Origin of the sequence: Pseudomonas sp. HMWF032 (assembly GCF_003060885.1) — a bacterium.
Classification (GTDB): Bacteria; Pseudomonadota; Gammaproteobacteria; order Pseudomonadales; family Pseudomonadaceae; genus Aquipseudomonas.
Map to the genome: position 1 here is coordinate 759052 of NZ_QAIG01000005.1, position 22322 is coordinate 781373.

The following is a 22322-nucleotide window of genomic DNA, read 5'->3' on the forward strand; positions in this document are numbered from 1 at the left end:
GTAGAGGTGTGTGGTAACTGAGGGACGATCAATTGTCTTCAGTACAGATCACGCCGATAACGACCGCTCTGGCTTAGCTGGTCCACCTGTTCATCCCCCAGCAGTTGACGCAGGCAGGTGTCGACATCGCGGCCCATGCCGTCGAGGCTGCCACAGAGGTAGAGGGCGGCACCGTCGGCCAGCCAGGCGTGCAAGGTGCTGGCGGCATCGCACAGGGCGTCCTGTACATAGCGCTGCGGATGGCCGTCGCGCGAATAGGTGAGGTCGAGGCGTTCGAGGTGGCCGCTGTGCTGCCAGGCGCGTAGCTCGTCGATCAGCAGGGCGTCGTGGGCGGCCTGGCGCTCGCCAAACAGCAGCCAGTTGCGTGAGTGTGGATTGGCTGCGCGTTCCTGCAGGTGCGCGCGCAGGCCGGCAAGGCCGCTGCCGCTGCCAATCAGAATCAGCGGCGTCGTGGCGTCAGGGCCCTGGAAGCCGGGGTTGCGGCGGATGCGCAGGTCGATCTGGCGGCCAATTTCGGCATGCTGACACAGCCAGCCGGAGCCGAGTCCGGGGCTGCCGTCAGCCTGGTGCTGCAGGCGTACCAGCAGGTCAAGGTTGCCGCTGCTGCGGCACGAGGCAATCGAGTATTCACGGTGTGGAAGGGGTGTCAGTTCGGCAAGCCACTGCGCCATGCTCTGTTGATCCGGCCGGGTTGTGGGCAGGTGGCGTTGGCTCAGGGCATCGCGCAGCAACTGGCCATCAGGTAAGTGCTGTTGTGGATCAAGGCCGAGTTGCTGCAGGCACGCATTGATGCGCTGCGGTGCATGCCGAGGGCCGACTTCGACAATATCGCCGGCCCGCCAAGTGACGTCCTCTTGGCTGCTCAGGCGCAGTTGGAAGATTGGTGCGCCGATGCTGCCGGGGTTGAGGCAGAGGCGTTGCTCCAGTTGCCAAGGGCGGTAGTGTGCGGGCTGCCAGTCGACAAAATCGCTGTTGCCGCTGAGGTGACCAAGTTGTTGCTGCCAGTGGCGCAGGGTGCCGGCATCAAGGTTGTCGACACACAACAGGTCGAACAGCGGTTGCGCCTTGAGCGCTTGCAGGCGCAGCTGCAGGCGTTGGCCGAAGGCGCAGAACTGCGGGTAGCTGCTGTCGCCCAGGGCCAGGATGGCGAAGTGCAATTGTGGCAGTGAAGCCTGCTCAAGCAGGCTGCACTCAAAACGTGCGGCGTTATCCGGTGCTTCACCGTCGCCGTAGGTGCTGACCACCAATAGCAGGCGCTCGAGGGACGCCAGTTGAGCGTCACCGAGTTGGTTAAGGGCGATGCAGCGCGCTGGCATGCCGCTATCGCGCAATTGCGCGCAGCTGCGTTCGGCCAGTGCCAGTGCCTGGCCGCCTTGGCTGGCGTAGGCAATCAGCAGTTCGCCGGTTTGGCCGGATGGAATGCGCCGCTGTGGCCAGCAATAGTGCAGGCACAGGGCGAGATAGGTGGCGCTGATCAGTCCCGCGCTGAGTTCGCGCGCCGGTTGCAGCCAGAACAACAGGCCGGCCAGGAGCAGGCAGGTTGGCAGGGGCCAGTGGCACAGGGCGTGAAGTCGCGGGGCGGTGATCAAGTCGAGTCGTCAGCCAAGAGTTGGAAAGCGCTGCCGCCGGGTGGCGACAGCGTTCGGGCGGGCATTAGGGCGCCAGCACTTCCAGAGTTGCGCTGTAGGCGGCGCGGCGCTCGGTGGCGGGGGCAATGACGCCTTCCTTGCTGCTCAGCTCGGCTTCCAGCCAGTACATGCCGGCGTTCGGCCAGGTGATGCTGATCTTGCCGTTGGCGTCGCTGGTGGTTTTGATTTCACCCAACTCGTCGCGGTAACGGTTACCGCCGGGGATCACGCTGACTTCAACACCAGCGGCCGGCTTGCCATCGAGCAGCAGAGTGAATTCGGCGGCTTCACCGGCGAACAGGTCGTTGGGGTGGGTAATCGGTGCCAGCTCAAGGCCCACGCCGGTAGTTTTCAGAACCGTAGTGGTCGGGTTGCCGGAGGTGACGAAGACTTCCATGCGGCTGTTGTTCTGTGCCACTTTCAGCTCGGCGGCATTGGCCGGTACCTGCTTGGCGAAGTCCTCGGCCTTGCCCATCCAACGTTTGTTTTCCTGGCCTTCTTTCCAGCTGGCGAACAGGCCGCTGTTGGCGATGGCCAGTTTGTAGGTGCCTTTCTGAGTCAGGTGCAGGTCGAAGGTGCTGCGGTAACGGCCAATGTTGCCGTTCTCGGCTTTGGCGGCGCTGCCATCCGGGGCGAACAGTTGCAGCACGGCGGCCGGACGCGGACGCATCCCGGGTGGGCCGCCAGCGGGGGCGCTGTCGAGGTTGCCGATGCCCTGAATGCGCAGCGGGAAGTGTTCGAAATAGAACAGGTCATTGGACACGGCGGCATCGACGGTGACCCACGGGTCTTCACCGGACAGTACGGTGGCCGACGGCAGCATCCAGGCGCGGTGGGCCTGGGCGGACAGCGGCAGGCAGATGGCCAGGGTCAGGGCGGTCCATTTTACGAGTGGGTGCATGGCGGTCTTCCTTAAGGGCAGTGATTCAAGGGGCTGAGGTTCAAGGCGTCAGTTGCAGGGTGATCTGACCCAGCTCGCTGCTGCCCTGGGCGCTGTGGTTGGCGGCTTGCTTGGGTGGCCAGGTGAACGGCAGGCGCAGCAGTTCGCGGCCGCCCACTTCACGGGCGGCTTCCACCACCACGCGGTATTCACCCGCGGGTAACTGCTTGAAGGGGGCCGCGGCGCTGCTGAAACTCAGGCTCTGTTTGCCCACCGCACGGGTTGCGCCGCTGACGCCATCAACGGGCATCTCCAGGCTGCGGCCGCTGCGGCGCCACCACTGGCGCAGGTCCTTGAGCCACTTTTCGCCTTCCTTGTCCTTGAGCTTCTGGTCGTACCACACCGCCAGGTTGGCGACATGCGTCTGGTCCGGTTGCTCCAGCCAGATGGCCACATAGGGGCGGTGGTACTCGGCCACCTGCAGGCGTGGGATTTCCACGTCAAGCTGCAACTCGGCAGCCAGAACGGGCGCGCTTAACAGGGCGCACAGGGGCAATAGCAAGCGTTTTGGCATAACAATGTCCTTAGTGAATAAACAACAGCGCCAGCAGAACGGGGAGCACCAGGCCCAGGCCGAGCATCGGCCAGGTGCTGGGGCGGTTACCGGCGTAGCGTTGCAGCAACAGCAGGCCGCTGAGGCTGAACACCACACAGAGCACGGCAAATACGTCGATAAACCAGGCCCACGCGGTGCCAGTGTTGCGGCCCTTGTGCAGGTCATTCAGGTAGGCGATCCAGCCACGGTCGGTGGACTCGAACTCCAGTGCGCCGGATTCGATATCCAGGCTCAGCCAGGCATCGCCACCGGGGCGCGGTAAACCGATATACAGCTCACCATCCGACCATTCGGCGTCACGGCCATCCAGACGAATTGCCAGTTCGGCTTCCAGCCACTGGCGCAGATTCAGCGGCAGGCCCTGGCTTGGCTGTTTGTCTTGTAGCGCGGCCTGCAGCGCCTCGGGCAATTGCGCCTGATGGCTGATCACCTGGGGTTTTGCTTCGATCTGCGTGGCATGGTTGAGGGTGATGCCCGTGACGGCAAACAGCAGCATGCCGGCCAGGCACAAGGCGGAGCTGATCCAGTGCCATTGGCGCAGGGTGCCGAGCCAGAAGGAATGAGGCATAGACGCGACGTGTCAGTAGGTGTGGGTGTGTGGGAGGGCGATTGTAGTGAATTTTTAATGCTAAGTAGGATTATTTACAAACAATATACATTCCTATTGGGGCGTTGCGTATCGGCCTGGCATCAGGTCTGCCCTATGACGGCGCGAACTGCGTTGCGGGCTTCCCGTCACGGCAATGCGCCACTAAGCTGATGGCATGAAAACAATCCTGCTGAACTGCGACATGGGTGAAAGCTTCGGCGTGTGGCGTATGGGCGATGACGTGCATGCCATGCCGCTGATTGATCAGGCCAACCTGGCCTGCGGCTTTCATGCGTCCGACCCGCTGACCATGCAACGCACCGTCGCCCTGGCGGTAGAGCATGGGGTGAGCATTGGCGCGCACCCGGCCTATCCGGATCTGCTCGGGTTTGGCCGGCGGCATATCGCCTGCTCGCCCGAGGAGGTCACTGCGCTGGTGCTGTATCAGCTCGGCGCACTGGATGCCTTCTGTCGCGCAGCCGGCACTCAGCTGGCCTACGTCAAACCGCATGGTGCGCTGTACAACGATCTGGTGCGCGATGATGCGCTGTTCAATGCGGTGCTTGAGGCTTGCGCCAGTTACCGCAAAGGCTTGCCGCTGATGGTGCTGGCGCTGGCCGACAACAGCCGCGAACTGCGCCTGGCCGATGCTGCGGAGGTGCCGTTGATGTTCGAGGCCTTTGCCGACCGCGCCTACCTGGCCGACGGGCAGTTGGCGCCACGGCGCTTGAGCGGCGCGGTGCACCATGATCCTCAACGGATTTTTCAGCAGGCCCTGGCGATTGCCCAAGGCGAGCCGTTTGCCGATATCGATGGCAAGCCGCTGCAGCTGCGCGCCGACAGCCTCTGTGTACATGGCGATAACGCCGACTCCCTGGCTGTGCTGCGGCGCTTGCGGGCCAGCCTGGACGCTCTATGATCCGCCTCGAACCGGCCGGTGCCGAAGCGCTGCTGCTGGTGTTGGCCGAACAGCCGGATGCGCGGCTGCCGCAGCGTATCGCCCTGCTGGCCGAGCGCATCCGTAGCGAGCTGGACGAGGACCTCACCGACCTGGTGCCGGGCTGGACCAGCCTGCTGTTGCACTATGACCTGCTGCGTACCGATCACCTGCAACTGGCCGAGCGGCTCAAGCCGCTGCTGGAGCGCTGGTTGGCCGAGCCTTTTGTCGCGCAGGCCGGGCGGCTGCATCAAGTCCCTATCTTGTATAACGGTGAAGACCTCGTCGAGGTCGCGCGCCTATGTCAGCTCACTGTCTCTCAGGTGATCGAGTTGCATGCGGCGACCGAGTACCGCGTTGGCGCGATTGGTTTTGCCCCAGGCTTTGCCTACCTCGGTAAGCTGGATGCGCGCCTTGCATTGCCGCGCCGCGCCACCCCGCGCATCGCTGTGCCGGCCGGTAGCCTGGCAATTGCCGAGCGGCAGACGGCGATCTACCCACACAATTCGCCCGGCGGCTGGCACCTGATCGGTCGCTGCCCCTGGGCGCTGTTCGATGCTGGGCGAACGCCGCCATGCCCGCTGGCGCTGGGTGATCAGGTGCGCTTTCGCAGCATTGATGAGCGTGACTTTATTGGCGAAGGTGGTCAGTTATGAGCGGCCTGCGGGTGCTCAAACCTGGGCCGCAGAGCCTGCTGCAGGATGCCGGGCGGCGCGGCTGGCAACACGTGGGCGTATCGCCCGCCGGACCGCTGGATTGGCATGGTGCGGCCTGGGCCAATCATCTGCTGAACAACCCCTGGGGCACGCCGCTGCTGGAGATCGCCCTGGGCGGCGTCGAGTTGCAGGCTGAGGTCGACACCTGGGTGGCGGTGTGCGGCGCGCAGGTGCCGCTAAGTCTGGATGATCAGCCGCAGCCGCTGTGGACGCGTTTGCCGCTGCGCAAAGGGCAACGGCTGCGTCTGGGCTTTGCCCGCAGCGGCCAGCGTGCCTATCTGGCGGTGGCTGGCGGCTTTATTGCGGCGGCGCTGCTGGGTAGCGTCAGCGTGCAGCTGCGCGAGGGGCTGGGCCGGGCCTTGCAGGCGGGGGATCTGCTGGCTTGTCGCCCCGCGCATTTTACTCACGCGGCCAGCGTGCCCTGGCCCTATCTGCCGAATTACCACTGCAAACCCTTGCTGCGGGTGATTACCGGCGGCGATGCGGCGAGTTTCGAGGAAGACCAGTTACAGGGCTTTTTCGCCCAGACCTGGCAGCTCAGCCCGCACTCCGATCGCATGGGCGCGCGGCTGCTTGGCGAGGCTGTGCAGCCGCCCGTGCGGCAGTGGTCATTGGGGGTTGGTCGTGGGGCGATTCAGGTGCCGCCGGATGGGCAGCCAATCATCCTGCAGGCCGATCACCAGAGCATGGGCGGTTACCCGTTGCTCGGTTGGCTGCATCCGCTCGATCAAGGTCGTCTGGCGCAATGCCCGGCGCACCATCCACTGCGGTTCACCCCGGTCAGCATCGGCGACGCCCAGGCTGAATTGCGTGAGTTTTACCGATTTTTTCGTCGCTTATAGGCGCTTTTGTAGCGTGGGTTAGTCGCGCATGGCCACGATGTGCAGGCCTATGCGGACTTGAGCGCTGCGTAACCCACCAAGCGCTAGTCGATCTTTCAACCGCCTGGTGGGTTGCGGCGCAACGGGCTAGCGGCAGCTTGTAGTCTGCGGTTATGCGCCTAACCCACCCTACGAGTGGGTGTGTTGCGCGTGTCTCTACAGGGTTTTGGCCATACGGCTGGCCAGCAGCGCCCAGGCAAATAGCCCCAGGCAGATGATCAGCATCGGCCAGCCGCGCCAGTAGAGGTAAGGCGTGAGGCCCTGCATCGGTTGCACCTGGCCGTAGAGCACCGCCTGCTCGAACTGCGGCAGTTGCGTGGTGATCTGGCCTTGCGGGTCGATCAGTGCGGTGACGCCATTGTTGGTTGCGCGGATCATCCAGCGGCCGGCTTCCAGGGCGCGCATCTGCGCCATCTGCAGGTGCTGCAGCGGGCCGATGGAGCGGCCGAACCAGGTGTCGTTGCTGATGGTCAGCAGCAGGTCACTCTGCGCTGCCAGGCTGGCGGCGAACTCGGGGTAGACCACTTCGTAGCAGATCAGCGAAGCCAAGGCGTGACCTTTGGCTTGCAACAAGCCCTGCTCGGCGGAGCCGCGGGCGAAGTCGGACATGGGCAGGTCAAAGAACGCAATCAGTCCGCGCAGCAGGTCTTGCAGTGGCACGTACTCACCGAAGGGCACCAGCTTCTGCTTGAGGTAATCGCCGCTGCCCTGGCCGACCACGCTGATGCCGTTGTAGTAGCGCTGCTCGCCACGCTCGTTGCTCTGGCGAATCGGCACGCCGGTGATCAGCGCGGCATTGCGCTCGTTGGCGAAGCGATTGATCACGCCCAGGTAACCCTGAGCGCGGTCCTTGAGCACCGGGATGGCGGTTTCCGGCCAGATGATCAGGTCGGTTGGCTTGGCACTGAAGGTCATGTCGCGGTATAGCGCGAGCTGGGCGTTGAGCTGCTCGGGGTCCCACTTCAGGTTCTGTTCGATATTGCCTTGCATGGCGGCAACGTTCAGCGGCTCGCTCAGCGGCTGGGTCCAGGCGTGGCCCTTGAGCGTCAGGCCGGCAATCCATGGCGCGACTAACAGCACAACACCGATGGCGAGAAACGCCTTGCGCGCCCGCAGCTGCGCCAGGTTGACCAGCAGGGCGGCGCTCAGGGCCAGGCTGAATGACAGCAGCCAGACACCGCCCACTGGCGCTAATCCGGACAGCGGGCCGTCGAGTTGGCTGTAACCGGCATAAAGCCAGGGGAAACCGGTGAGAAACCAGCCGCGAAAAGCCTCTTGTGCCAGCCATAGCGCGGCAAACGCCAGGGCGTCGGCCAGCGGGGCTTCTACTCGACGCAGCCAGCGTGCCCATACCCATGCGCCGAGCGCAAAAAACAATCCCAGCCCGGCCACGAACAGCAGGGTTAGCAGCAGCGCCAGTGCGGGCGAGGCGGCGCCGTAATCGTGAATGCTCACATACACCCAGCTGGTGCCTGCGGCGAACAGGCCAAAGCCATAACTCCAGCCGCGCAGAGCTGCCTGGCGCGGCGTGAGGTCACGCAGGCCGAGGTAGAACAGGGCAATGGACAATAGCGCCAGCGGCCACAGGTCATAGGGCGCCAGCGCCAGTGGTGTGATCGCCCCTGCTACAAGTGCGAGCAGGGTGCCGGGCCAGCCAGGTCGAGTTATCCAATGCATGGGTGCAGATCCTTGGATTGCGGTGGCGCAAGGGTAAAGCGCAGGCGCAGGCGGGGGAAGTGTCGCCCGCCGACCACCGTTGTCGATGGCCGGCTGCGGATCAGTTATTGATCGGCGTCAGGCGCAGCAGATGAATGCGCCGGCTGTCGGCGTTGAGCACGCGGAAACGAAACTCGCCGATCTCGGTGACTTCATTGCGTTTGGGCAGGTGGCCGAAGGCGCTCATCACCAGACCACCGACGGTATCGAATTCATCGTCGGAGAATGCGGTGTCGAAGGCTTCGTTGAAGCTGTCGATTGGTGTCAGCGCTTTGACCAGGAAGTCGCCGGAGGGCAGTGGTTTGACGTAGCTGTCTTCTTCCACGTCGTGCTCGTCTTCGATATCGCCGACGATCTGCTCAAGCACGTCCTCGATGGTCACCAGGCCAGCGACGCCGCCGTACTCATCAATCACCACGGCCATGTGGTTGTGGTTGGCGCGGAATTCGCGCAGCAGCACGTTGAGGCGCTTGGACTCGGGCACAAAGGTGGCCGGTCGCAGCAGGTCCTTGATATTGAAATTGGGCTGCTCGCCCGAGAGGATCAGCGGCAGCAGGTCCTTGGCCAGGAGAATGCCGACCACATCGTCGAGGCTTTCGCCCACCACCGGGTAGCGCGAGTGCGCCGCTTCGATGATCGCCGGCAGGAATTCCTTGGGCGACTGATTGGCCTTGATGCTCATCATTTGTGAGCGCGGCACCATAATGTCGCGAACCTGCAGGTCGGCGACCTGAATTGCACCTTCAACGATGGCCAGTGCTTCGCTGTCGAGCAGCTTGTTCTGGTGCGCTTCGCGCAGCACTTCCAGCAATTCCTTGCGGTTTTTCGGCTCATGAGCAAAAGCCTGGGTCAGTCTGTTAAACCAGGACTTCTGCTCGTTGCTCGATCGGTCTTCGCTCATGGTGGTTACTCAGGAACCTTTTGTAATTTCAGTTGGGTTTGCGTAGAGGGGCATTTATTCGTGGTCGGCGTAAGGGTCGGGATGCCCTAACTCAGCCAGCAATTCTCGTTCCAGCGCTTCCATCTCTTCGGCTTCCTCATCCTCGATATGGTCATAGCCGAGCAGGTGCAAACAGCCGTGGATCACCAGATGCGCCCAATGCGCTTCGCTGGTTTTCGCTTGCTCCTGGGCTTCGCGCTCGACCACCGGTACGCAGATCACCAGGTCGCCCAGCAGCGGGATATCCAAAAACTCGTCCGGTACATCCGCAGGGAAGGAGAGCACGTTGGTGGCGTAATCTTTATGACGCCAGGTGTGATTGAGTTCGCGGCCCTCGGCTTCATCGACCAGGCGAATGGTCAGTTCGGAGTCAGCGCTGCGCAGGCGCAGGGCGATCTCGCACCAGGCGCGGAACTGCGCTTCGCTCGGCAGGGTGGCGGCATCGCTGGCGATCTGCAGATCAAGTTCAAGCATTGCGATCACTCTGGCCATTGTCTGGCATGCCCTGGGCGCGGCTGTCGTAGCGCTCGTAGGCTTCAACGATGCGTTGCACCAACGGATGGCGCACCACGTCCTTGGGCTTGAAGTGGGTAAAGCTGATGCCTGGGACGTCACGTAACACGTCGATCACGTGGGCCAGGCCACTTTTGGTGCCGCGCGGCAGGTCGACCTGAGTGATATCGCCGGTAATCACTGCAGTGGAGCCGAAGCCGATGCGGGTGAGGAACATCTTCATCTGCTCAAGCGTGGTGTTCTGGCTTTCGTCGAGGATGATAAAGCTGTTGTTCAGCGTGCGGCCGCGCATATAGGCCAGCGGCGCGACTTCAATCACCTGTTTCTCGATCAGCTTGGCCACCTGCTCAAAGCCGAGCATCTCGTAGAGCGCGTCGTACAGGGGGCGCAGGTAGGGGTCGATCTTCTGCGACAGGTCGCCGGGCAAAAAGCCCAGCTTCTCGCCAGCCTCTACCGCCGGGCGCACCAGCAGGATGCGGCGAATCTGCTCGCGCTCCAGGGCGTCCACGGCGCAGGCCACCGCCAGGTAGGTCTTGCCAGTACCGGCTGGGCCTATGCCGAAGTTGATGTCGTGGTCGAGGATGGCTTTGACGTAGCGCTGCTGATTGGCGCCGCGCGGGCGAATCATGCCCTTGCGGGTGCGCAGGGCGACGCTGGCTTCGACGGTCGGGTTGCTCAGCTCCTCGATACCGGATTCCTGCAGGAACAGGTGCACCAGGTCAGGCGACAGTTCGGTGCTTTGGGTTTCGCGGTAGAGGCGGCGCAGCAGTTGCTCGGCGGCGCGGGTCTGCCCTGCGGTACCGACCAGTTCGAACTGGTTGCCGCGATTGCGCAATTCGATGCCCAGGCGCTGTTCAATCAGGCGCAGGTGCTCATCAAATTGGCCGCACAGGTTGGCGAAGCGGCGGGCCTCAAAGGGTTCAAGGATAAAGCGAAGCGGTTCTATGGGCGCGTTCAAGGTCGTGTGATGGCCGCCAGTCGGCTGGGGTAGTGGACTGAAGAATAGCGCCAGCGGCCGCGAGGGGGAAGCTCAGGCCGCTGCACCTTTAGTCGCAGACGGTTTCGCTGATCAGCGTACCGCGTAGCGAGTTGGGCATGGCTTCGTCGATATGCACGTCGACAAACTGGCCGATCAGGCGTGGGTTGTCGCTGCGGAAGTTGACCACGCGATTGCTCTCGGTGCGCCCCTGGAGCATGCCGGGGTCCTTCTTCGAGTAATCGTTGACCAAGATGCGCTGCACAGTGCCAGCCATGCGTCGGCTGTTCTCGAAACCCTGCTGGGTGATGCGGTGTTGCAGCAGTGCCAGGCGCTGTTTTTTCAACTCCAGCGGGGTGTCGTCGGGCAGGTCGGCCGCCGGGGTGCCGGGGCGCGCGCTGTAGACGAAGGAGTAGCAGAAGTCGAAACCGACATCCTCGACCAGCTTCAGGGTCTGCTCGAAGTCTTTCTCGGTTTCACCGGGGAAGCCGACGATAAAGTCCGAGCTGATCAGAATGTCCGGCACGGCGGCTTTCAGTTTGCGGATGCGTGACTTGTATTCCAGCACCGTGTGATTGCGCTTCATGGCCGCGAGAATGCGGTCAGAGCCTGATTGCACTGGCAGGTGCAGGTACTTCACCAGCTCCGGGATCTCTGCGTGGGCTTGGATCAGTGCGTCGGAGAACTCCAGCGGGTGGCTGGTGGTGTAGCGGATGCGGTCAATACCATCGATGGCGGCCACGGCGTAGAGCAGCTCGGCGAAGTCGGCGATCTGCCCATTCGCAGTTGCGCCGCGGTAGCCGTTGACGTTCTGCCCGAGCAGGGTGACTTCGCGCACACCGTGTTCGGCCAGGTGAATGATCTCGGCCAGTACATCGGCCATCGGCCGGCTGACTTCTTCACCGCGGGTATAGGGCACCACGCAAAAGGTGCAGTACTTGCTGCAGCCTTCCATTACCGACACATAAGCGCTTGGGCCATCCACGCGCGGCTCGGGCAGGCGGTCGAACTTCTCGATTTCAGGGAAGCTGATATCCACCTGAGCGATCTTGGTGCTGCGCGCGGCGTCGATCATTTCCGGCAGGCGGTGCAGGGTCTGCGGGCCGAAGACCACGTCGACGTAGGGTGCGCGATCACGAATCGCCGCGCCTTCCTGGCTGGCCACACAGCCACCAACGCCGATCACCAGGTCGGGGTTGGCAATCTTCAGCTTTTGCCAGCGGCCGAGTTGCGAGAACACCTTGTCCTGGGCTTTTTCGCGGATCGAACAGGTGTTGAGCAGGATGATGTCAGCATCTGCCGCCTGTTCGGTGACTTCCAGGGCTTGATGTTCACCCAGCAGGTCGATCATGCGCGAGCTGTCGTACTCGTTCATCTGGCAACCGTGGGTTTCTATATAAAGCTTCTTGGTCATGCGTGCTCAACAAGGGGGTTGAAGAACCGCGCATTATAGGGGGCGAAGGCGCGCCTTCCTAGCATTGGCTGCTCGGCGGCTATGCTATGATCCGCGCCCTTTCGATTAACCCCCTCGGTACGAACTGTATAGCCATGAGCAAACGCGAGCCCATCTACAAGGTGATTTTCCTCAACCAGGGTCAGGTGTACGAGATGTATGCCAAGCAGATTTTCCAGAGCGATCTGTGGGGCTTTCTGGAAGTGGAAGAATTCGTCTTTGGCGAGCGTACCCAGGTGGTTGTCGACCCCAGCGAGGAAAAGCTCAAGGCGCAGTTCGACGGTGTGGTACGCAGCTTTATCCCCATGCATGCGATCATCCGCATCGATGAGGTCGAACGCCTGGGTACGCCGAAGATCAGTGATGCCAAGGGCGGTGGCAATGTGATGCCCTTCCCTATGCCGATGCCTGACAAGTGAAGCTACAGCGCTCGACCATGCGGCGTTAAAAACTGGCTCGGCATGCTCATTTACACCAGTAAATTCCGCTGCCTCGCCAGTTTTGATCAGCCGAAGGCTGTTACTAACGCAGCGCCTTGCCTGCTCTTTGCTCGTTACGCTTCACGCCCAAACGGTTTGACTACGGCAGCGGTGCGAACGGCGAGGTAAGGGTATCGGCGTTCTGCAACTCCAGCAGGTAGTTGCGGAAGATCTGCCCGAGCACCTGGCTGGCGATTTCCAGCTCATCGCGGGGCATCTGCGCGGCGATCAGGTCGGCGCTGTCCATGGCTTCGTCCGAGCCGTTCACCGCCGCCATCTTCAGTACGATATAAGCCTGCACGGCGTTTGCCGGTACGCCTTCGCCACGGAAGAACATCATGCCCAGGCGGTACTGCGATTGCGCATGGCCCTGCAACGAGGCCTGCTCGAACCATTTCAGCGCCTGGCTGAGATCACGTTCGATGCGCTTGCCGTCGTAGTAGAACTCGCCCAGTTCGAACTCTGCTTGAAGATCGCCATTGCTCGCTGCTTGTTGGCAGGCCTCAAGGGCGGCGGGCAGTTCTTCGGGGGCGGTGTTGAGTGAGCAGCTGCCAAGCGCGGGGATCAGCAAGGAGTTACCGCTCGCCGAGGCGAGCAGTGGCAGCAGGAGCAACAGGCAGCCCAGGGACAGGGTGCGGCCGGTGCGTTTCATGAAAATCCGTTTACCTCGGGATGCACAACAGGCGGTGTGCCTGGCCACCGGGACGCGGCAGCCGTCACATTATGAAATAAGCAGCGACGTTCTTACAAAGTCTTTACCGGTTTTCTTCCGTGCGGCCATCTTTCGCGCTGGCGGGCAGACTCAGTAGCAGCCAGGCCAGCAGCGGATAGGCCGGCGTCAGCAGGGCGTGGAACAGGTCTACCCGGCGTAACGAGCCGATAAATCCATCCGTGCCCACCGCCAGGCCGGCCAGCAGAAACAACCCGACTACCGCAAGCGCCGCCGCCAGAGGCGCGCGTGCAGGCCATTGCATGGCGCCGGCGTAGAGGATCAGCAGCAGGGTCGCCAGGTTGAGCAGCAGGCGGTAATCCTCCAGCTGGTTCAGCTGCCGGAATAACTCGAAGAACGCGCACAACCCGAGCAGGATGCGCCCCCAATTGACGCGACTCCATTGCCAGCCCCGGCCCAAGGCCAGTGCGGCGGCGCCGAGTAGCGGCAAGCCGAGAAAGCTGCTGGCCTGGCTTAGCCACAGGTGCGCGGCTTGCGCGCTGGGGTCGATGCCAAAGCGAATCACGCCAACGGTCGCAGCAGCGGTCGGTAGGAGAAACCCCAGCAGTGCGCAGAACAACGCCGGCTGATCGCTCTCGCCATACTGCTTGCGGGCTTTGCCGATGGCGATTGCGCAGGCCAGGCAGGCTAAAGCCAGCACGCCATCGGAGAGTGCCGTGCTGTACTGCATCAGGCGTTCTTCAACTCGGCAAAGGCCCGCTCAGCGGCGTCCAGGGTGATGTTCAGCTCGGCATCACCATGGGCAATGGAGGTGAAACCGGCCTCGAAGGCGCTGGGCGCCAGGTACACGCCACCATCGAGCATCAGGTGGAAGAAACGCTTGAAGCGCTCGGCGTCGCTGGCCATCACGTCCTCAAAGGTGACGATGTCGTCGGCGCCGCTGAAGTACAGGCCGAACATGCCGCCCGCTTGGGTGGTGACGAACGGAATGCCGGCCGCATCGGCGCGGTCTTGCAAGCCCTGGAGCATGCGGCGGGTGTAGTCGGTCAGCTCGGCGTGGAAGCCCGGGCGTTTGATCAGGCGCAAAGTAGTCAGGCCGGCGGCCATGGCCAGCGGGTTACCCGACAGGGTGCCGGCCTGGTACACCGGGCCGAGCGGGGCGATGCAATGCATGATTTCGCGTTTGCCGCCAAAGCAGCCGACCGGCATGCCGCCACCGATAATCTTGCCGAAGGTGGTCAGGTCCGGAGTGACGCCGTAATACGCCTGGGCACCGCCGAGGGCAACGCGGAAACCGGTCATCACTTCGTCGAAAATCAGCACCACGCCGTGTTTGTCGCACTGCTCGCGCAGGCCCTGCAGGTAGCCTGGCGCAGGCGGCACGCAGTTCATGTTGCCGGCCACCGGCTCGACGATGATGCAGGCGACGCTCGAACCGACTTCGCTGAGCATCTGCTCGACGGCCGCCAGGTCGTTGAAGGGTAGGGTCAGGGTGTGTTTGGCGAAGTCAGCCGGCACGCCGGCCGAGCTTGGCACGCCCTGGGTCAGCAGGCCGGAGCCGGCTTTTACCAGCAGGCTGTCGGAATGGCCGTGGTAGCAGCCTTCAAACTTGATGATGTTGTCGCGGCCGGTGTAACCACGGGCCAAGCGGATGGCGCTCATGGTCGCCTCGGTGCCGGAGCTGACCATGCGCACCATGTCCATCGACGGCACCAGGCTGCACACCAGGTCGGCCATCTCGGTTTCCATGGCGGTTGGTGCGCCGTAGGACAGGCCGTGTTGCAACTGGTTGCGCACTGCGTCGAGGACTTCTGGGTGGCTGTGGCCGAGGATCATCGGGCCCCAGGAGCCGACATAATCCACGTAGCGCTTGTCGTCTTCATCGGTGACGTAGGCGCCTTCGGCGTGCTTGAAGAACAGCGGCGTGCCGCCGACGCTTTTGAACGCGCGCACCGGTGAGTTGACGCCACCGGGGATGTGTTTTTGCGCGTTGGCGAAGAGGGTTTCGGAACGGGACATGGCAGGGCCTCTCAAGCGGGTGTTGGGGCGCGTCGGGCTGCCCCTGACAAGGATTATTTCGGGGTGAACAGGGCGCTAAAGGCGCGGGCGCGGCGTTCGACTTCGGTGGCGGAGTCAGCACCAAACAGGCCGTGCACCACGGCAACCATACTGGCGCCGTGGGCAATCAGCGCCGGGGCGTTGTCCAGCGTTACGCCGCCAATGGCGACAATCGGCAGGTTGACCTTGGTTTTCGCCGCCGTCAGCAACTCGACATCAGCCGCCGGTGCACCGGGCTTGGTGGTGGAATTGAAGAAACGGCCGAAGGCGACATAGCTGACGCCTTCCTTGGCGGCGGCTTCGGCCAGCTCCAGCTGGGCGTGGCAGGTGCCGCCGATAATTGCTTTGCGCCCTAGCAGCGCGCGGGCGGCGGACAGCGAACCGTCGCCTTGGCCCAGATGCAGGCCTACACCCAGGCGCGCGGCCAGTTCGGCGTCGTCATTGATGATCAGGGCAGCGCCATAGCGGTTGCACAGCTCACGCAGGGCTTCGGCTTCACGCAGGCGTCGCGCGTCATCGCTGGATTTGTCGCGGTACTGCAGCAGCGTTGCACCACCCTTGAGTGCCGCCTCGACGTAGGGCAGCAGCCTGCCCTTGAGCAATTCGCTGTCGGTGATGGCATACAGGCCACGCAGTTTCATCGGGTACTCCATCAGCGGCTTACTATTAATAGAGGTCCAGGGGCAGGCGACGCGGGATGTACTGACCGTGGCCCGGTTGTTCGGCGTCACGCAGGGTGCGCCAGGTGTAATCAAGGGCAAACTGCACGGCGCTGACCAATTCCTGACCCAGTGCCAGGCGACCGGCGAGGGTGCTGGCCAGGGTGCAACCGGAGCCGTGGTAGCTGCCGGGTAGGCGCTGGCAGGTAAAGGTGTGGCGGCTGCCGTCACGCGAATACAGGCGGTTGTGCACTTCGTGCTCATCGCCATGGCCGCCGGTGATCAGCAGGTGCTGGATATACGGCAGGAGTTTCTCGGCGCACTCATCCGCACTGCCGTCCGGCAGCTCGGCGAGAATGCGCGCTTCCGGCAGATTGGGCGTGGCGATGGTCGAGACGGCAAACAGGCGCTCGCGCATGGCGTAGCCAACTTCGTCCTTGCCCAATGCGCCGCCGCCACCGGCACGCAGCACCGGGTCACAGACCAGCGGAATACCTGGCAGGCGCTGCATGATTTCCAGTACGGTTTCGACCATCTCGACCGAGCCGAGCATGCCCAGCTTTACCGCTTCGATCGGCAGGTCATTGATAACCGCATTGGCCTGGGCCAAGACCCAGTCGCGGTCGAGCACGCGGAAGTCGGAAACGTTGACGGTGTCCTGCACGGTCAGCGCGGTCACGGTAGGGGCAGCGTGACAGCCTTGGGCGAGCAGGGCTTCGATATCGGCTTGCAGCCCGGCACCCCCACTGGGGTCATGACCGGACAGGCACAGCACTACGGGGCGAGAGGTAGGCGTTTTCATGGTGCGCGAGCTTACCACCAAACCAGGCTTTGCAGACCCCGACGCGACATCAAAGCGCTAGGGCGGTGATTGCCGGCGGGCGCTTGTGCTGTTGAAAAAGTCTCAGTGTCTGTCGGGTGATCGGAGTCTCAGGCGCAAATGCCTATGCTAGAGTTCCTACCTTCTTAAAACATCGTTCCAGCAGCCGGTCACGGCACGGCTGGCCAACCCTGGCTGAGCGGCATGCATTACATCTTTTTGTGTTTCTTCTTGCTGGTACCAGGGTTGGCCGGTGCATTGGTTTTTGATGAGCATACCCGCAGCCTGCCGCTCGGTACGGCGATGGCGGTGTTCGAAGATGTGCGAGGCGATGCGAGCATTGACGACATCACCTCGCCCGCTCTGCAGGGCAGCTTTCGCCAGCATGACAAGGGTGTACTGAATGCCGGTTATTCGCGCTCGGTGTTCTGGCTGAGGCTGGATCTTGAGTACCGCCCCCAGCAAGGCAGCGTCACTCAGCCCTGGCTGCTGGAGTTGGCTTACCCGCCGCTCGACCATGTGCAGCTATACCTGCCTGATGCGGCAGGCCGTTATCACTTGCGTCAGCACACCGGCGATGCCCTGCCGTTTTCCAGCCGCGAGATCAAACAGCACAACTACCTGTTCGAACTGCAACTGCCAGCAGGGCAGCCGCAGCGTGTCTTTCTGCGTCTGGAAAGCCAGGGCTCGATCCAGGCGCCGCTGACCCTCTGGGCGCCCAACGCCTACCTGGAAGAACAGCCAGCGCGTATCTATGTGCTGGGCATCATCTATGGCGTGCTGCTGGTGATGCTGATCTACAACCTGTTTATATTCCTCAGCGTACGCGACACCAGCTACCTGTATTACATCCTGTATATCGCCTCGTTTGGCTTCTACCAGCTGTCGGTCAACGGTGCGGCGATCGAGTATTTCTGGCCCAACAGCCCCTGGTGGGCGAACGCCGCCACGCCGTTTCTGATTGGTGCGGCCGCGTTGTTTGGTTGCCAGTTCGCCCGCAGCTTTCTGCATACCGCCGAGCACAGCCCTTGGGTCGACCGCGCCTTGTTGCTGATGATGGGGTCTGGTGTGTTGGTGATGACCCTGGCGCTGACGGCCAGTTATGCCCTGTCATTGCGTTTGGCCACCTACCTGGCGCTGGGCTTTACCGTGGTGATCTTCAGTGCCGGCATCCTTGCCTGGATGCGCGGCATGCGCGTGGCGCGTTACTTCATCATTGCCTGGACCGCCTTTCTGGCCGGAGGGGTGATCAACACCCTGATGGTACTGGGCTACCTGCCGAACATGTTTCTCACCATGTACGCCAGCCAGATTGGCTCGGCGCTTGAGGTCGGTCTGCTCTCACTGGCCCTGGCCGACCGCATCAATGCGATGAAGGAGGAGCGCACGCGCATCCTCCAGGAGGCCGGGCTCAAGCTCGAAGCCTTCAACCAGGAACTGGCCAACAGCAACCGCCTCAAGGATGAGTTCCTCGCCACCGTCACCCACGAGTTGCGCACGCCGATGAACGGGGTGATTGGTTCGCTGGAGTTGATGCAGATGCTGGAGATCGACGGTGAGCTGGCGCATTACCAACGCACCGCTGCGAGCTCGGCCCGCGACATGATGCGTATGGTCAATGACATCCTCGCCCTCACCGAATTGCAGGCCGGGCGTTTGTACCCACGCCGTGAGCCGTTCAGCCTGCGCGGCCTGTTTGACAGCCTGCGTGCGCAGTACGCGCCGCGCGCTGAAGAGAAGGGCCTGCGCTTTGTCCTGGAGCTGGATGACAGCTTGCCCGACACCCTTGAAGGCGACGCCAGCAAATTGCTGCAGGCACTTAATTGTCTGCTGGATAACGCCATCAAGTTCACGCCGCACGGTGAGGTGCGGGTGCGCGTCTCGCGGCGCGGGGTGGCCAACGAGAGCCTGCCATTGCGTATCGAGGTGATCGACACCGGTGTCGGCTTCAGCGTGCCGGCCGAGGGTAAGCTCTATCAACGTTTCCAGCAGCTCGATGGCTCGATGACCCGCGAATATGGCGGTCTGGGTATCGGCCTGGCGATCTGCCGGCAGCTGGTTGATCTGCTTGGTGGCGATCTCACTCATGAGTCGCATCCGGGGCAGGGCAGCTGCTTCCGCCTGGATCTGCCGCTGGCTTTGCCGGTCCAGGTGGCTGCTCCGGCACCGCGGCCACCACGAAGTAAGGGCCTGGCGCTGCGGCAGCCGGAGCAATGTACGGTACTGATCGTCGAAGACAACGCGATCAACCAACTGGTAACTCGCGGCATGCTGCTCAAGCTCGGTTATCAGGTGCGCACTGCCGATAATGGTGCTGAGGCCCTTGAGGTGCTGCGTAACGAAACCATTGACGCGGTGCTGCTGGATTGCCAGATGCCGGTGATGGACGGTTTTGCCACCTGTCGGGCGCTGCGCAACCTGCCCGGCTGCCAGTTGCTGCCGGTGTTGGCGATTACCGCCCACAGCCACAGCGGCGACCGCGAACGCTGCCTGGCTGCTGGCATGAGCGATTACCTGGCCAAGCCGGTGAAGTTCGAGCAGTTGCGCAGCCTGCTGCATGACTGGGTGCTCTGCCGCGAGGCCTGATCTTGCGCTCTGCTGCGCGTCGGCCCTACTGCGTTAAAAGCAGGCTCGGATGCGAGCCCAGTCCGCTTGATTCGCTGCGCTTACCCTATGGGCCAGCCATTGGCTGTTACTAACGTAGCGCCTTGTAGGGCTCTAGCTCGCGAGGTCGTAAATTTATTATTGAGTTGAATGCGCCAGCAGCTGGCCAATATGCCCGCTGTTGTGCCCGGAATCGCCCTTTAGCCAAACTCTGAATCCTGATTCACTTGCGCAATAGTGAATCAGGATTCAGATCATGGCTTACCGTACCACTGCACTGCGTGTCGACCGCGATCAGGCGCTGCGCGAGCGCATCATCAACGCCGCCCTGGCGCGGGTCGCCGACGGCGGCTTTGCCGCACTGACCATGCAGGCGTTGGCTGACGATGTCGGCATTGCCACCGGTAGCCTGTACCGCCATGTGCAGAACAAGGGCGAGCTGGCGGCGGAAGTTTTTGCCGTGGCCAGTCAACGTGAGGTCGATGCCCTGGCGGCCACCGTGCGCGGGCCGGGCAGCCCGGTGCAGCGCCTGGCCGATGGGCTGGAGCGGTTTGCTGCGCGGGCTTGGGGCAGTCGCCAGTTGGCCTTCGCTTTGATTGCCGAGCCGGTGGATCCGCAGGTGGATGAACAACGCTTGTTCTACCGCGAAGCCTATGCCGATCTGTTCGTCGAATTGCTGCAGGAGGGCGTCGGTCAAGGCGTGTTCCGTGTGCAGCCAATCAACCTGGCCGCTGCCTGCCTGGTCGGCGCCATTGCCGAAGCCCTGGTCGGTCCGTTATCGCCGCCCGCCCGTGCGGCCCGCGAAGCCGGTTATCCCGCCCCCAGTCTGGCCGAAGTCAGCCAGGCCCTGATCACCTTTTGTCTACGCGCCGTGGGCGCCCCATTGCCCGAAGAGGAGCCTCAGCCATGAACGCCAGTCAACACGCCGAAACCCATGAAGTGTTCAACCAGGTGCCACCGTTGGATGGTGCCAACCTGTACCGCGTTGACCTGCCGCTGCAGGAGTGGAGCAAGCGCTTCGGCGGCGGTTGGGCCGAGCAGCGCCTGGATGTGTATGGCGCGCTGGCCGGTGGTGAGCTGATGGCCGCTGGTTTTCTCGCCAACGAGAACAAGCCGGTGTTCAAGAGTCACGACCGCTATGGTCACCGTGCGGACCTGGTGGAGTTTCACCCGGCCTATCACCAGCTGATGAGCGCCGCCATTGAACACGGCCTGCCGTCCATGCCCTGGACCGATCCGCGCGCTGGTGCCCAGGTGGCGCGCGCTGCCATGAGCTATCTGCACAGCCAGGCCGAAGCCGGCAGCGGTTGCCCGTTGACCATGACCTTCGCCAGCGTGCCGGCGCTCAAATTGCAGGCCGATGTGGCCGAGCGTTGGTTGCCGAAAATCCTCGCCACGCAATACGACCCGCGCAACCTGCCGATCGAGCAGAAAACCGGTGCGACCATCGGCATGGCCATGACCGAGAAGCAGGGCGGCACCGATGTGCGCGCCAACACCACCCGTGCCTACCCGGTGGGTTTCGGTGGCCCTGGTCAAGCTTATGAACTGGTCGGCCACAAGTGGTTCTGCTCGGCGCCGATGTGCGATGCCTTCCTCACGTTGGCGTACACCAGCAAGGGCTTGACCTGCTTCCTGCTGCCGCGTCACCGCCCGGACGGTACGCGCAATGAGTTCTACGTGCAGCGCCTGAAGAACAAACTGGGCAACTGGTCCAACGCCTCCAGTGAGGTGGAATTCCGCGGTGCCCTGGCCTGGATGGTCGGCGAAGAAGGCCGGGGTGTGCCGACCATTATTGAAATGGTCGCGCTGACCCGTTTCGACTGCATGATCGGCTCCAGCGCCCTGATGCGTCAGGCCCTGACCCAGGCCGCGCACCATTGTGCGCACCGCCAAGTCGGTGGCCGCGTGCTGAGCGAGCAGCCGCTGATGCAAAACGTGCTGGCCGACCTGGCGCTGGAAAGCGAAGCGGCGCTGGCGCTGACCCTGCGCATGGGCAAGGCGCTGGATAACCCGCATGACGAGCAGGAAGACAAGTTCGCCCGCCTGGTCACCGCCGTGGGCAAGTACTGGATCTGCAAGCGTGCGCCCGCCATGATCAACGAGGCCGCCGAATGCATGGGCGGCGCCGGGTATGTCGAGGACACCATCCTGCCGCGCCTGTACCGCGAAGCACCGGTCAACTCCACCTGGGAAGGTTCGGGTAACGTGCAGTGCCTGGACGTGCTGCGCGCGCTGTCCAAGGAACCAGGCGTACTCGACGCGCTGTTTGCCGAGTTGGGCAATGGCCACGGTGATGCCCGCCTCAACGCCCATATCGAAAAACTCCAGGTGGACTTCCGCGACACTGCCGACATCCAATACCGCGCCCGGCAACTGACCGAAGACGTGGCCCTGGCCCTGCAAGCCAAACTGCTGCTGGAAGCCGGCAATGCCGTGGTGAGCGATGCCTTTATCGCCAGCCGCCTGGGCGGTCAGGGTGGGCGGGTCTACGGCACTCTGCCGCGTGGGGTGAATGTCGAGGCGCTGGTGGCGCGCAGTACACCGCACCTGATCTGAGCACCGACTTGCGATCTGCTGCGTGCAGGTCCTCAGCGTTAAAAACAGACTCGGCGGCCGCGTGCGGTTAACGCGCGCCGAAGGGCGAGTGAAACGCGTAATGCTCGTGTACAAAAGTACACCCGTGTGCGAGCCCCGTCCGCTTGATTCGCTGCGCTCACCCTAAGGGCCAGCCGTTGGCTGTTACTTTGCTGCGCTGCGTTTCTTGTCTGTTTTGAGCCGCTGTTGGCTGTTGCTAACGTAACGCCTTGCAGGACTCTGGCCCACTAGATCGTAAGCCGGCTCTGAGGCGTTTGCTTTGCCGGTATGCGCGGACTGACTTCTTGAACGTTTCACCTTGAGCCCGGCCTCTGCGCCGGGCTCTGTCATTTCTCACGGCCGCCGGGTAAGGTGGCCGCCGATGGTTCCAGCTCGTGTGATGCGACTGGATGAAAAGGGAACAGGGTGAAGCGCACGTCGCCAATGCCCTGGCTGCCCCCGCAACTGTAAACGGCGAGCGACGCCCGGATGCCACTGACCGCAAGGTTGGGAAGGCGGGTGGAGTATCAAGCCGTGAGCCAGGAGACCTGCCATCGAAGCCGGGCGTTTATGCCCATTCCCTCAATCCGGATCATCGCGCGGTGGGCGC

General features: G+C 62.9%; 21 protein-coding genes and 1 riboswitch. Of the genes, 7 read left to right on the forward strand and 14 right to left on the reverse strand.

Translation table 11 applies throughout. The features are described from left to right. Positions 1–38 precede the first annotated feature (38 nt). From DBR00_RS06255 to DBR00_RS06270, 4 genes are all read right to left on the reverse strand, one after another. A complete protein-coding gene (locus DBR00_RS06255) occupies positions 39–1589 on the reverse strand; it encodes a sulfite reductase subunit alpha (protein WP_256582940.1) in 1551 nt (516 codons plus the stop codon). Between the two features lie 64 nt (positions 1590–1653). Next, positions 1654–2529, reverse strand: coding sequence for a DUF4198 domain-containing protein (locus tag DBR00_RS06260; RefSeq protein WP_108486952.1), 876 nt, complete (start codon positions 2527–2529; stop codon positions 1654–1656). Positions 2530–2569: 40 nt separating this feature from the next. Then, positions 2570–3082, reverse strand: coding sequence for a DUF2271 domain-containing protein (locus DBR00_RS06265; protein WP_108486953.1), 513 nt, complete (start codon positions 3080–3082; stop codon positions 2570–2572). A gap of 10 nt (positions 3083–3092) precedes the next feature. Further along, positions 3093–3692: a PepSY-associated TM helix domain-containing protein gene (locus tag DBR00_RS06270; protein ID WP_108486954.1), complete on the reverse strand. Its 600-nt coding sequence runs from the start codon at positions 3690–3692 to the stop codon at positions 3093–3095. A 196-nt stretch (positions 3693–3888) separates the two neighbouring features. Here DBR00_RS06270 and DBR00_RS06275 point away from each other — a divergent pair, with 196 nt between their 5' ends. The 3 genes from DBR00_RS06275 to DBR00_RS06285 are packed head-to-tail and all read left to right on the forward strand — an operon-like array spanning position 3889 to position 6208. Beyond that, the gene (locus DBR00_RS06275; protein WP_108486955.1) at positions 3889–4632 is read left to right on the forward strand and encodes a 5-oxoprolinase subunit PxpA; all 744 of its coding nucleotides are present in this window, start codon (positions 3889–3891) and stop codon (positions 4630–4632) included. Further along, a complete protein-coding gene (gene pxpB, locus DBR00_RS06280) occupies positions 4629–5306 on the forward strand; it encodes a 5-oxoprolinase subunit PxpB (RefSeq protein WP_108486956.1) in 678 nt (225 codons plus the stop codon). The genes DBR00_RS06275 and pxpB overlap by 4 nt, the downstream gene beginning before the upstream one ends. Next, positions 5303–6208 (forward strand): biotin-dependent carboxyltransferase family protein, encoded by a 906-nt coding sequence (locus DBR00_RS06285; protein WP_108486957.1) that lies wholly within the window; start codon positions 5303–5305, stop codon positions 6206–6208. The genes pxpB and DBR00_RS06285 overlap by 4 nt, the downstream gene beginning before the upstream one ends. A 195-nt stretch (positions 6209–6403) precedes the next feature. Here DBR00_RS06285 and lnt read toward each other — a convergent pair whose 3' ends face one another. The 5 genes from lnt to miaB all read right to left on the reverse strand — a co-directional run bounded on the left by lnt (position 6404) and on the right by miaB (position 11806). Then, positions 6404–7924 carry an apolipoprotein N-acyltransferase gene (gene lnt / locus DBR00_RS06290; protein ID WP_108486958.1) on the reverse strand — a complete coding sequence of 507 codons (1521 nt, stop codon included), beginning with the start codon at positions 7922–7924 and terminating at the stop codon, positions 6404–6406. A 100-nt stretch (positions 7925–8024) separates the two neighbouring features. After that, positions 8025–8864 (reverse strand): HlyC/CorC family transporter, encoded by an 840-nt coding sequence (locus tag DBR00_RS06295; protein WP_108486959.1) that lies wholly within the window; start codon positions 8862–8864, stop codon positions 8025–8027. A gap of 54 nt (positions 8865–8918) precedes the next feature. After that, positions 8919–9377, reverse strand: coding sequence for an rRNA maturation RNase YbeY (gene ybeY, locus DBR00_RS06300; protein ID WP_108486960.1), 459 nt, complete (start codon positions 9375–9377; stop codon positions 8919–8921). Continuing rightward, positions 9370–10374 carry a PhoH family protein gene (locus DBR00_RS06305; protein WP_108486961.1) on the reverse strand — a complete coding sequence of 335 codons (1005 nt, stop codon included), beginning with the start codon at positions 10372–10374 and terminating at the stop codon, positions 9370–9372. Before DBR00_RS06305 ends, ybeY begins: the two co-directional genes overlap by 8 nt. Positions 10375–10462: 88 nt before the next feature. Further along, complete coding sequence (gene miaB / locus DBR00_RS06310) at positions 10463–11806, reverse strand: tRNA (N6-isopentenyl adenosine(37)-C2)-methylthiotransferase MiaB (protein ID WP_108486962.1); 1344 nt, start codon at positions 11804–11806, stop codon at positions 10463–10465. A gap of 134 nt (positions 11807–11940) precedes the next feature. Here miaB and DBR00_RS06315 point away from each other — a divergent pair, with 134 nt between their 5' ends. Then, positions 11941–12264 carry a DUF1820 family protein gene (locus tag DBR00_RS06315; protein ID WP_108486963.1) on the forward strand — a complete coding sequence of 108 codons (324 nt, stop codon included), beginning with the start codon at positions 11941–11943 and terminating at the stop codon, positions 12262–12264. A gap of 160 nt (positions 12265–12424) precedes the next feature. Here DBR00_RS06315 and DBR00_RS06320 read toward each other — a convergent pair whose 3' ends face one another. The 5 genes from DBR00_RS06320 to DBR00_RS06340 form a co-directional block, all read right to left on the reverse strand. Then, entirely contained in the window at positions 12425–12976 is a 552-nt protein-coding gene (locus DBR00_RS06320) for a tetratricopeptide repeat protein (RefSeq protein WP_108486964.1), read from the reverse strand. Between the two features lie 103 nt (positions 12977–13079). After that, positions 13080–13724, reverse strand: coding sequence for a hypothetical protein (locus DBR00_RS06325; protein WP_108486965.1), 645 nt, complete (start codon positions 13722–13724; stop codon positions 13080–13082). Next, positions 13724–15013 carry a glutamate-1-semialdehyde 2,1-aminomutase gene (gene hemL, locus DBR00_RS06330; RefSeq protein ID WP_108486966.1) on the reverse strand — a complete coding sequence of 430 codons (1290 nt, stop codon included), beginning with the start codon at positions 15011–15013 and terminating at the stop codon, positions 13724–13726. The genes DBR00_RS06325 and hemL overlap by 1 nt, the downstream gene beginning before the upstream one ends. Positions 15014–15066: 53 nt before the next feature. Beyond that, a complete protein-coding gene (gene thiE, locus DBR00_RS06335; protein WP_108486967.1) occupies positions 15067–15693 on the reverse strand; it encodes a thiamine phosphate synthase in 627 nt (208 codons plus the stop codon). Between the two features lie 25 nt (positions 15694–15718). Then, positions 15719–16513, reverse strand: a complete 795-nt coding sequence (locus DBR00_RS06340; RefSeq protein ID WP_108486968.1) for a hydroxymethylpyrimidine/phosphomethylpyrimidine kinase — start codon at positions 16511–16513, stop codon at positions 15719–15721. A gap of 222 nt (positions 16514–16735) precedes the next feature. Here DBR00_RS06340 and DBR00_RS06345 point away from each other — a divergent pair, with 222 nt between their 5' ends. The 3 genes from DBR00_RS06345 (at position 16736) to DBR00_RS06355 (ending at position 21694) form a co-directional block, all read left to right on the forward strand. Beyond that, on the forward strand, positions 16736–19117 hold the full coding sequence (locus DBR00_RS06345) for a hybrid sensor histidine kinase/response regulator (RefSeq protein WP_108486969.1): 2382 nt from the start codon (positions 16736–16738) through the stop codon (positions 19115–19117). A 274-nt stretch (positions 19118–19391) separates the two neighbouring features. Beyond that, positions 19392–20045: a TetR/AcrR family transcriptional regulator gene (locus tag DBR00_RS06350; protein ID WP_108486970.1), complete on the forward strand. Its 654-nt coding sequence runs from the start codon at positions 19392–19394 to the stop codon at positions 20043–20045. Next, positions 20042–21694 carry an acyl-CoA dehydrogenase family protein gene (locus DBR00_RS06355; protein ID WP_108538026.1) on the forward strand — a complete coding sequence of 551 codons (1653 nt, stop codon included), beginning with the start codon at positions 20042–20044 and terminating at the stop codon, positions 21692–21694. Before DBR00_RS06350 ends, DBR00_RS06355 begins: the two co-directional genes overlap by 4 nt. A 384-nt stretch (positions 21695–22078) precedes the next feature. Then, a riboswitch (cobalamin riboswitch) is annotated at positions 22079–22283 on the forward strand. Positions 22284–22322 lie beyond the last annotated feature (39 nt).

Coding starts and splice junctions, on each gene's coding strand:
- DBR00_RS06260 (WP_108486952.1), bottom strand. CDS start 2,529: ATGCACCCACTCGTAAAATGGACCGCCCTGACCCTGGCCATCTGCCTG.
- DBR00_RS06265 (WP_108486953.1), bottom strand. CDS start 3,082: ATGCCAAAACGCTTGCTATTGCCCCTGTGCGCCCTGTTAAGCGCGCCC.
- DBR00_RS06270 (WP_108486954.1), bottom strand. CDS start 3,692: ATGCCTCATTCCTTCTGGCTCGGCACCCTGCGCCAATGGCACTGGATC.
- DBR00_RS06275 (WP_108486955.1), top strand. CDS start 3,889: ATGAAAACAATCCTGCTGAACTGCGACATGGGTGAAAGCTTCGGCGTG.
- pxpB (WP_108486956.1), top strand. CDS start 4,629: ATGATCCGCCTCGAACCGGCCGGTGCCGAAGCGCTGCTGCTGGTGTTG.
- DBR00_RS06285 (WP_108486957.1), top strand. CDS start 5,303: ATGAGCGGCCTGCGGGTGCTCAAACCTGGGCCGCAGAGCCTGCTGCAG.
- lnt (WP_108486958.1), bottom strand. CDS start 7,924: ATGCATTGGATAACTCGACCTGGCTGGCCCGGCACCCTGCTCGCACTT.
- DBR00_RS06295 (WP_108486959.1), bottom strand. CDS start 8,864: ATGAGCGAAGACCGATCGAGCAACGAGCAGAAGTCCTGGTTTAACAGA.
- ybeY (WP_108486960.1), bottom strand. CDS start 9,377: ATGCTTGAACTTGATCTGCAGATCGCCAGCGATGCCGCCACCCTGCCG.
- miaB (WP_108486962.1), bottom strand. CDS start 11,806: ATGACCAAGAAGCTTTATATAGAAACCCACGGTTGCCAGATGAACGAG.
- DBR00_RS06315 (WP_108486963.1), top strand. CDS start 11,941: ATGAGCAAACGCGAGCCCATCTACAAGGTGATTTTCCTCAACCAGGGT.
- DBR00_RS06320 (WP_108486964.1), bottom strand. CDS start 12,976: ATGAAACGCACCGGCCGCACCCTGTCCCTGGGCTGCCTGTTGCTCCTG.
- DBR00_RS06325 (WP_108486965.1), bottom strand. CDS start 13,724: ATGCAGTACAGCACGGCACTCTCCGATGGCGTGCTGGCTTTAGCCTGC.
- hemL (WP_108486966.1), bottom strand. CDS start 15,013: ATGTCCCGTTCCGAAACCCTCTTCGCCAACGCGCAAAAACACATCCCC.
- thiE (WP_108486967.1), bottom strand. CDS start 15,693: ATGAAACTGCGTGGCCTGTATGCCATCACCGACAGCGAATTGCTCAAG.
- DBR00_RS06340 (WP_108486968.1), bottom strand. CDS start 16,513: ATGAAAACGCCTACCTCTCGCCCCGTAGTGCTGTGCCTGTCCGGTCAT.
- DBR00_RS06345 (WP_108486969.1), top strand. CDS start 16,736: ATGCATTACATCTTTTTGTGTTTCTTCTTGCTGGTACCAGGGTTGGCC.
- DBR00_RS06350 (WP_108486970.1), top strand. CDS start 19,392: ATGGCTTACCGTACCACTGCACTGCGTGTCGACCGCGATCAGGCGCTG.
- DBR00_RS06355 (WP_108538026.1), top strand. CDS start 20,042: ATGAACGCCAGTCAACACGCCGAAACCCATGAAGTGTTCAACCAGGTG.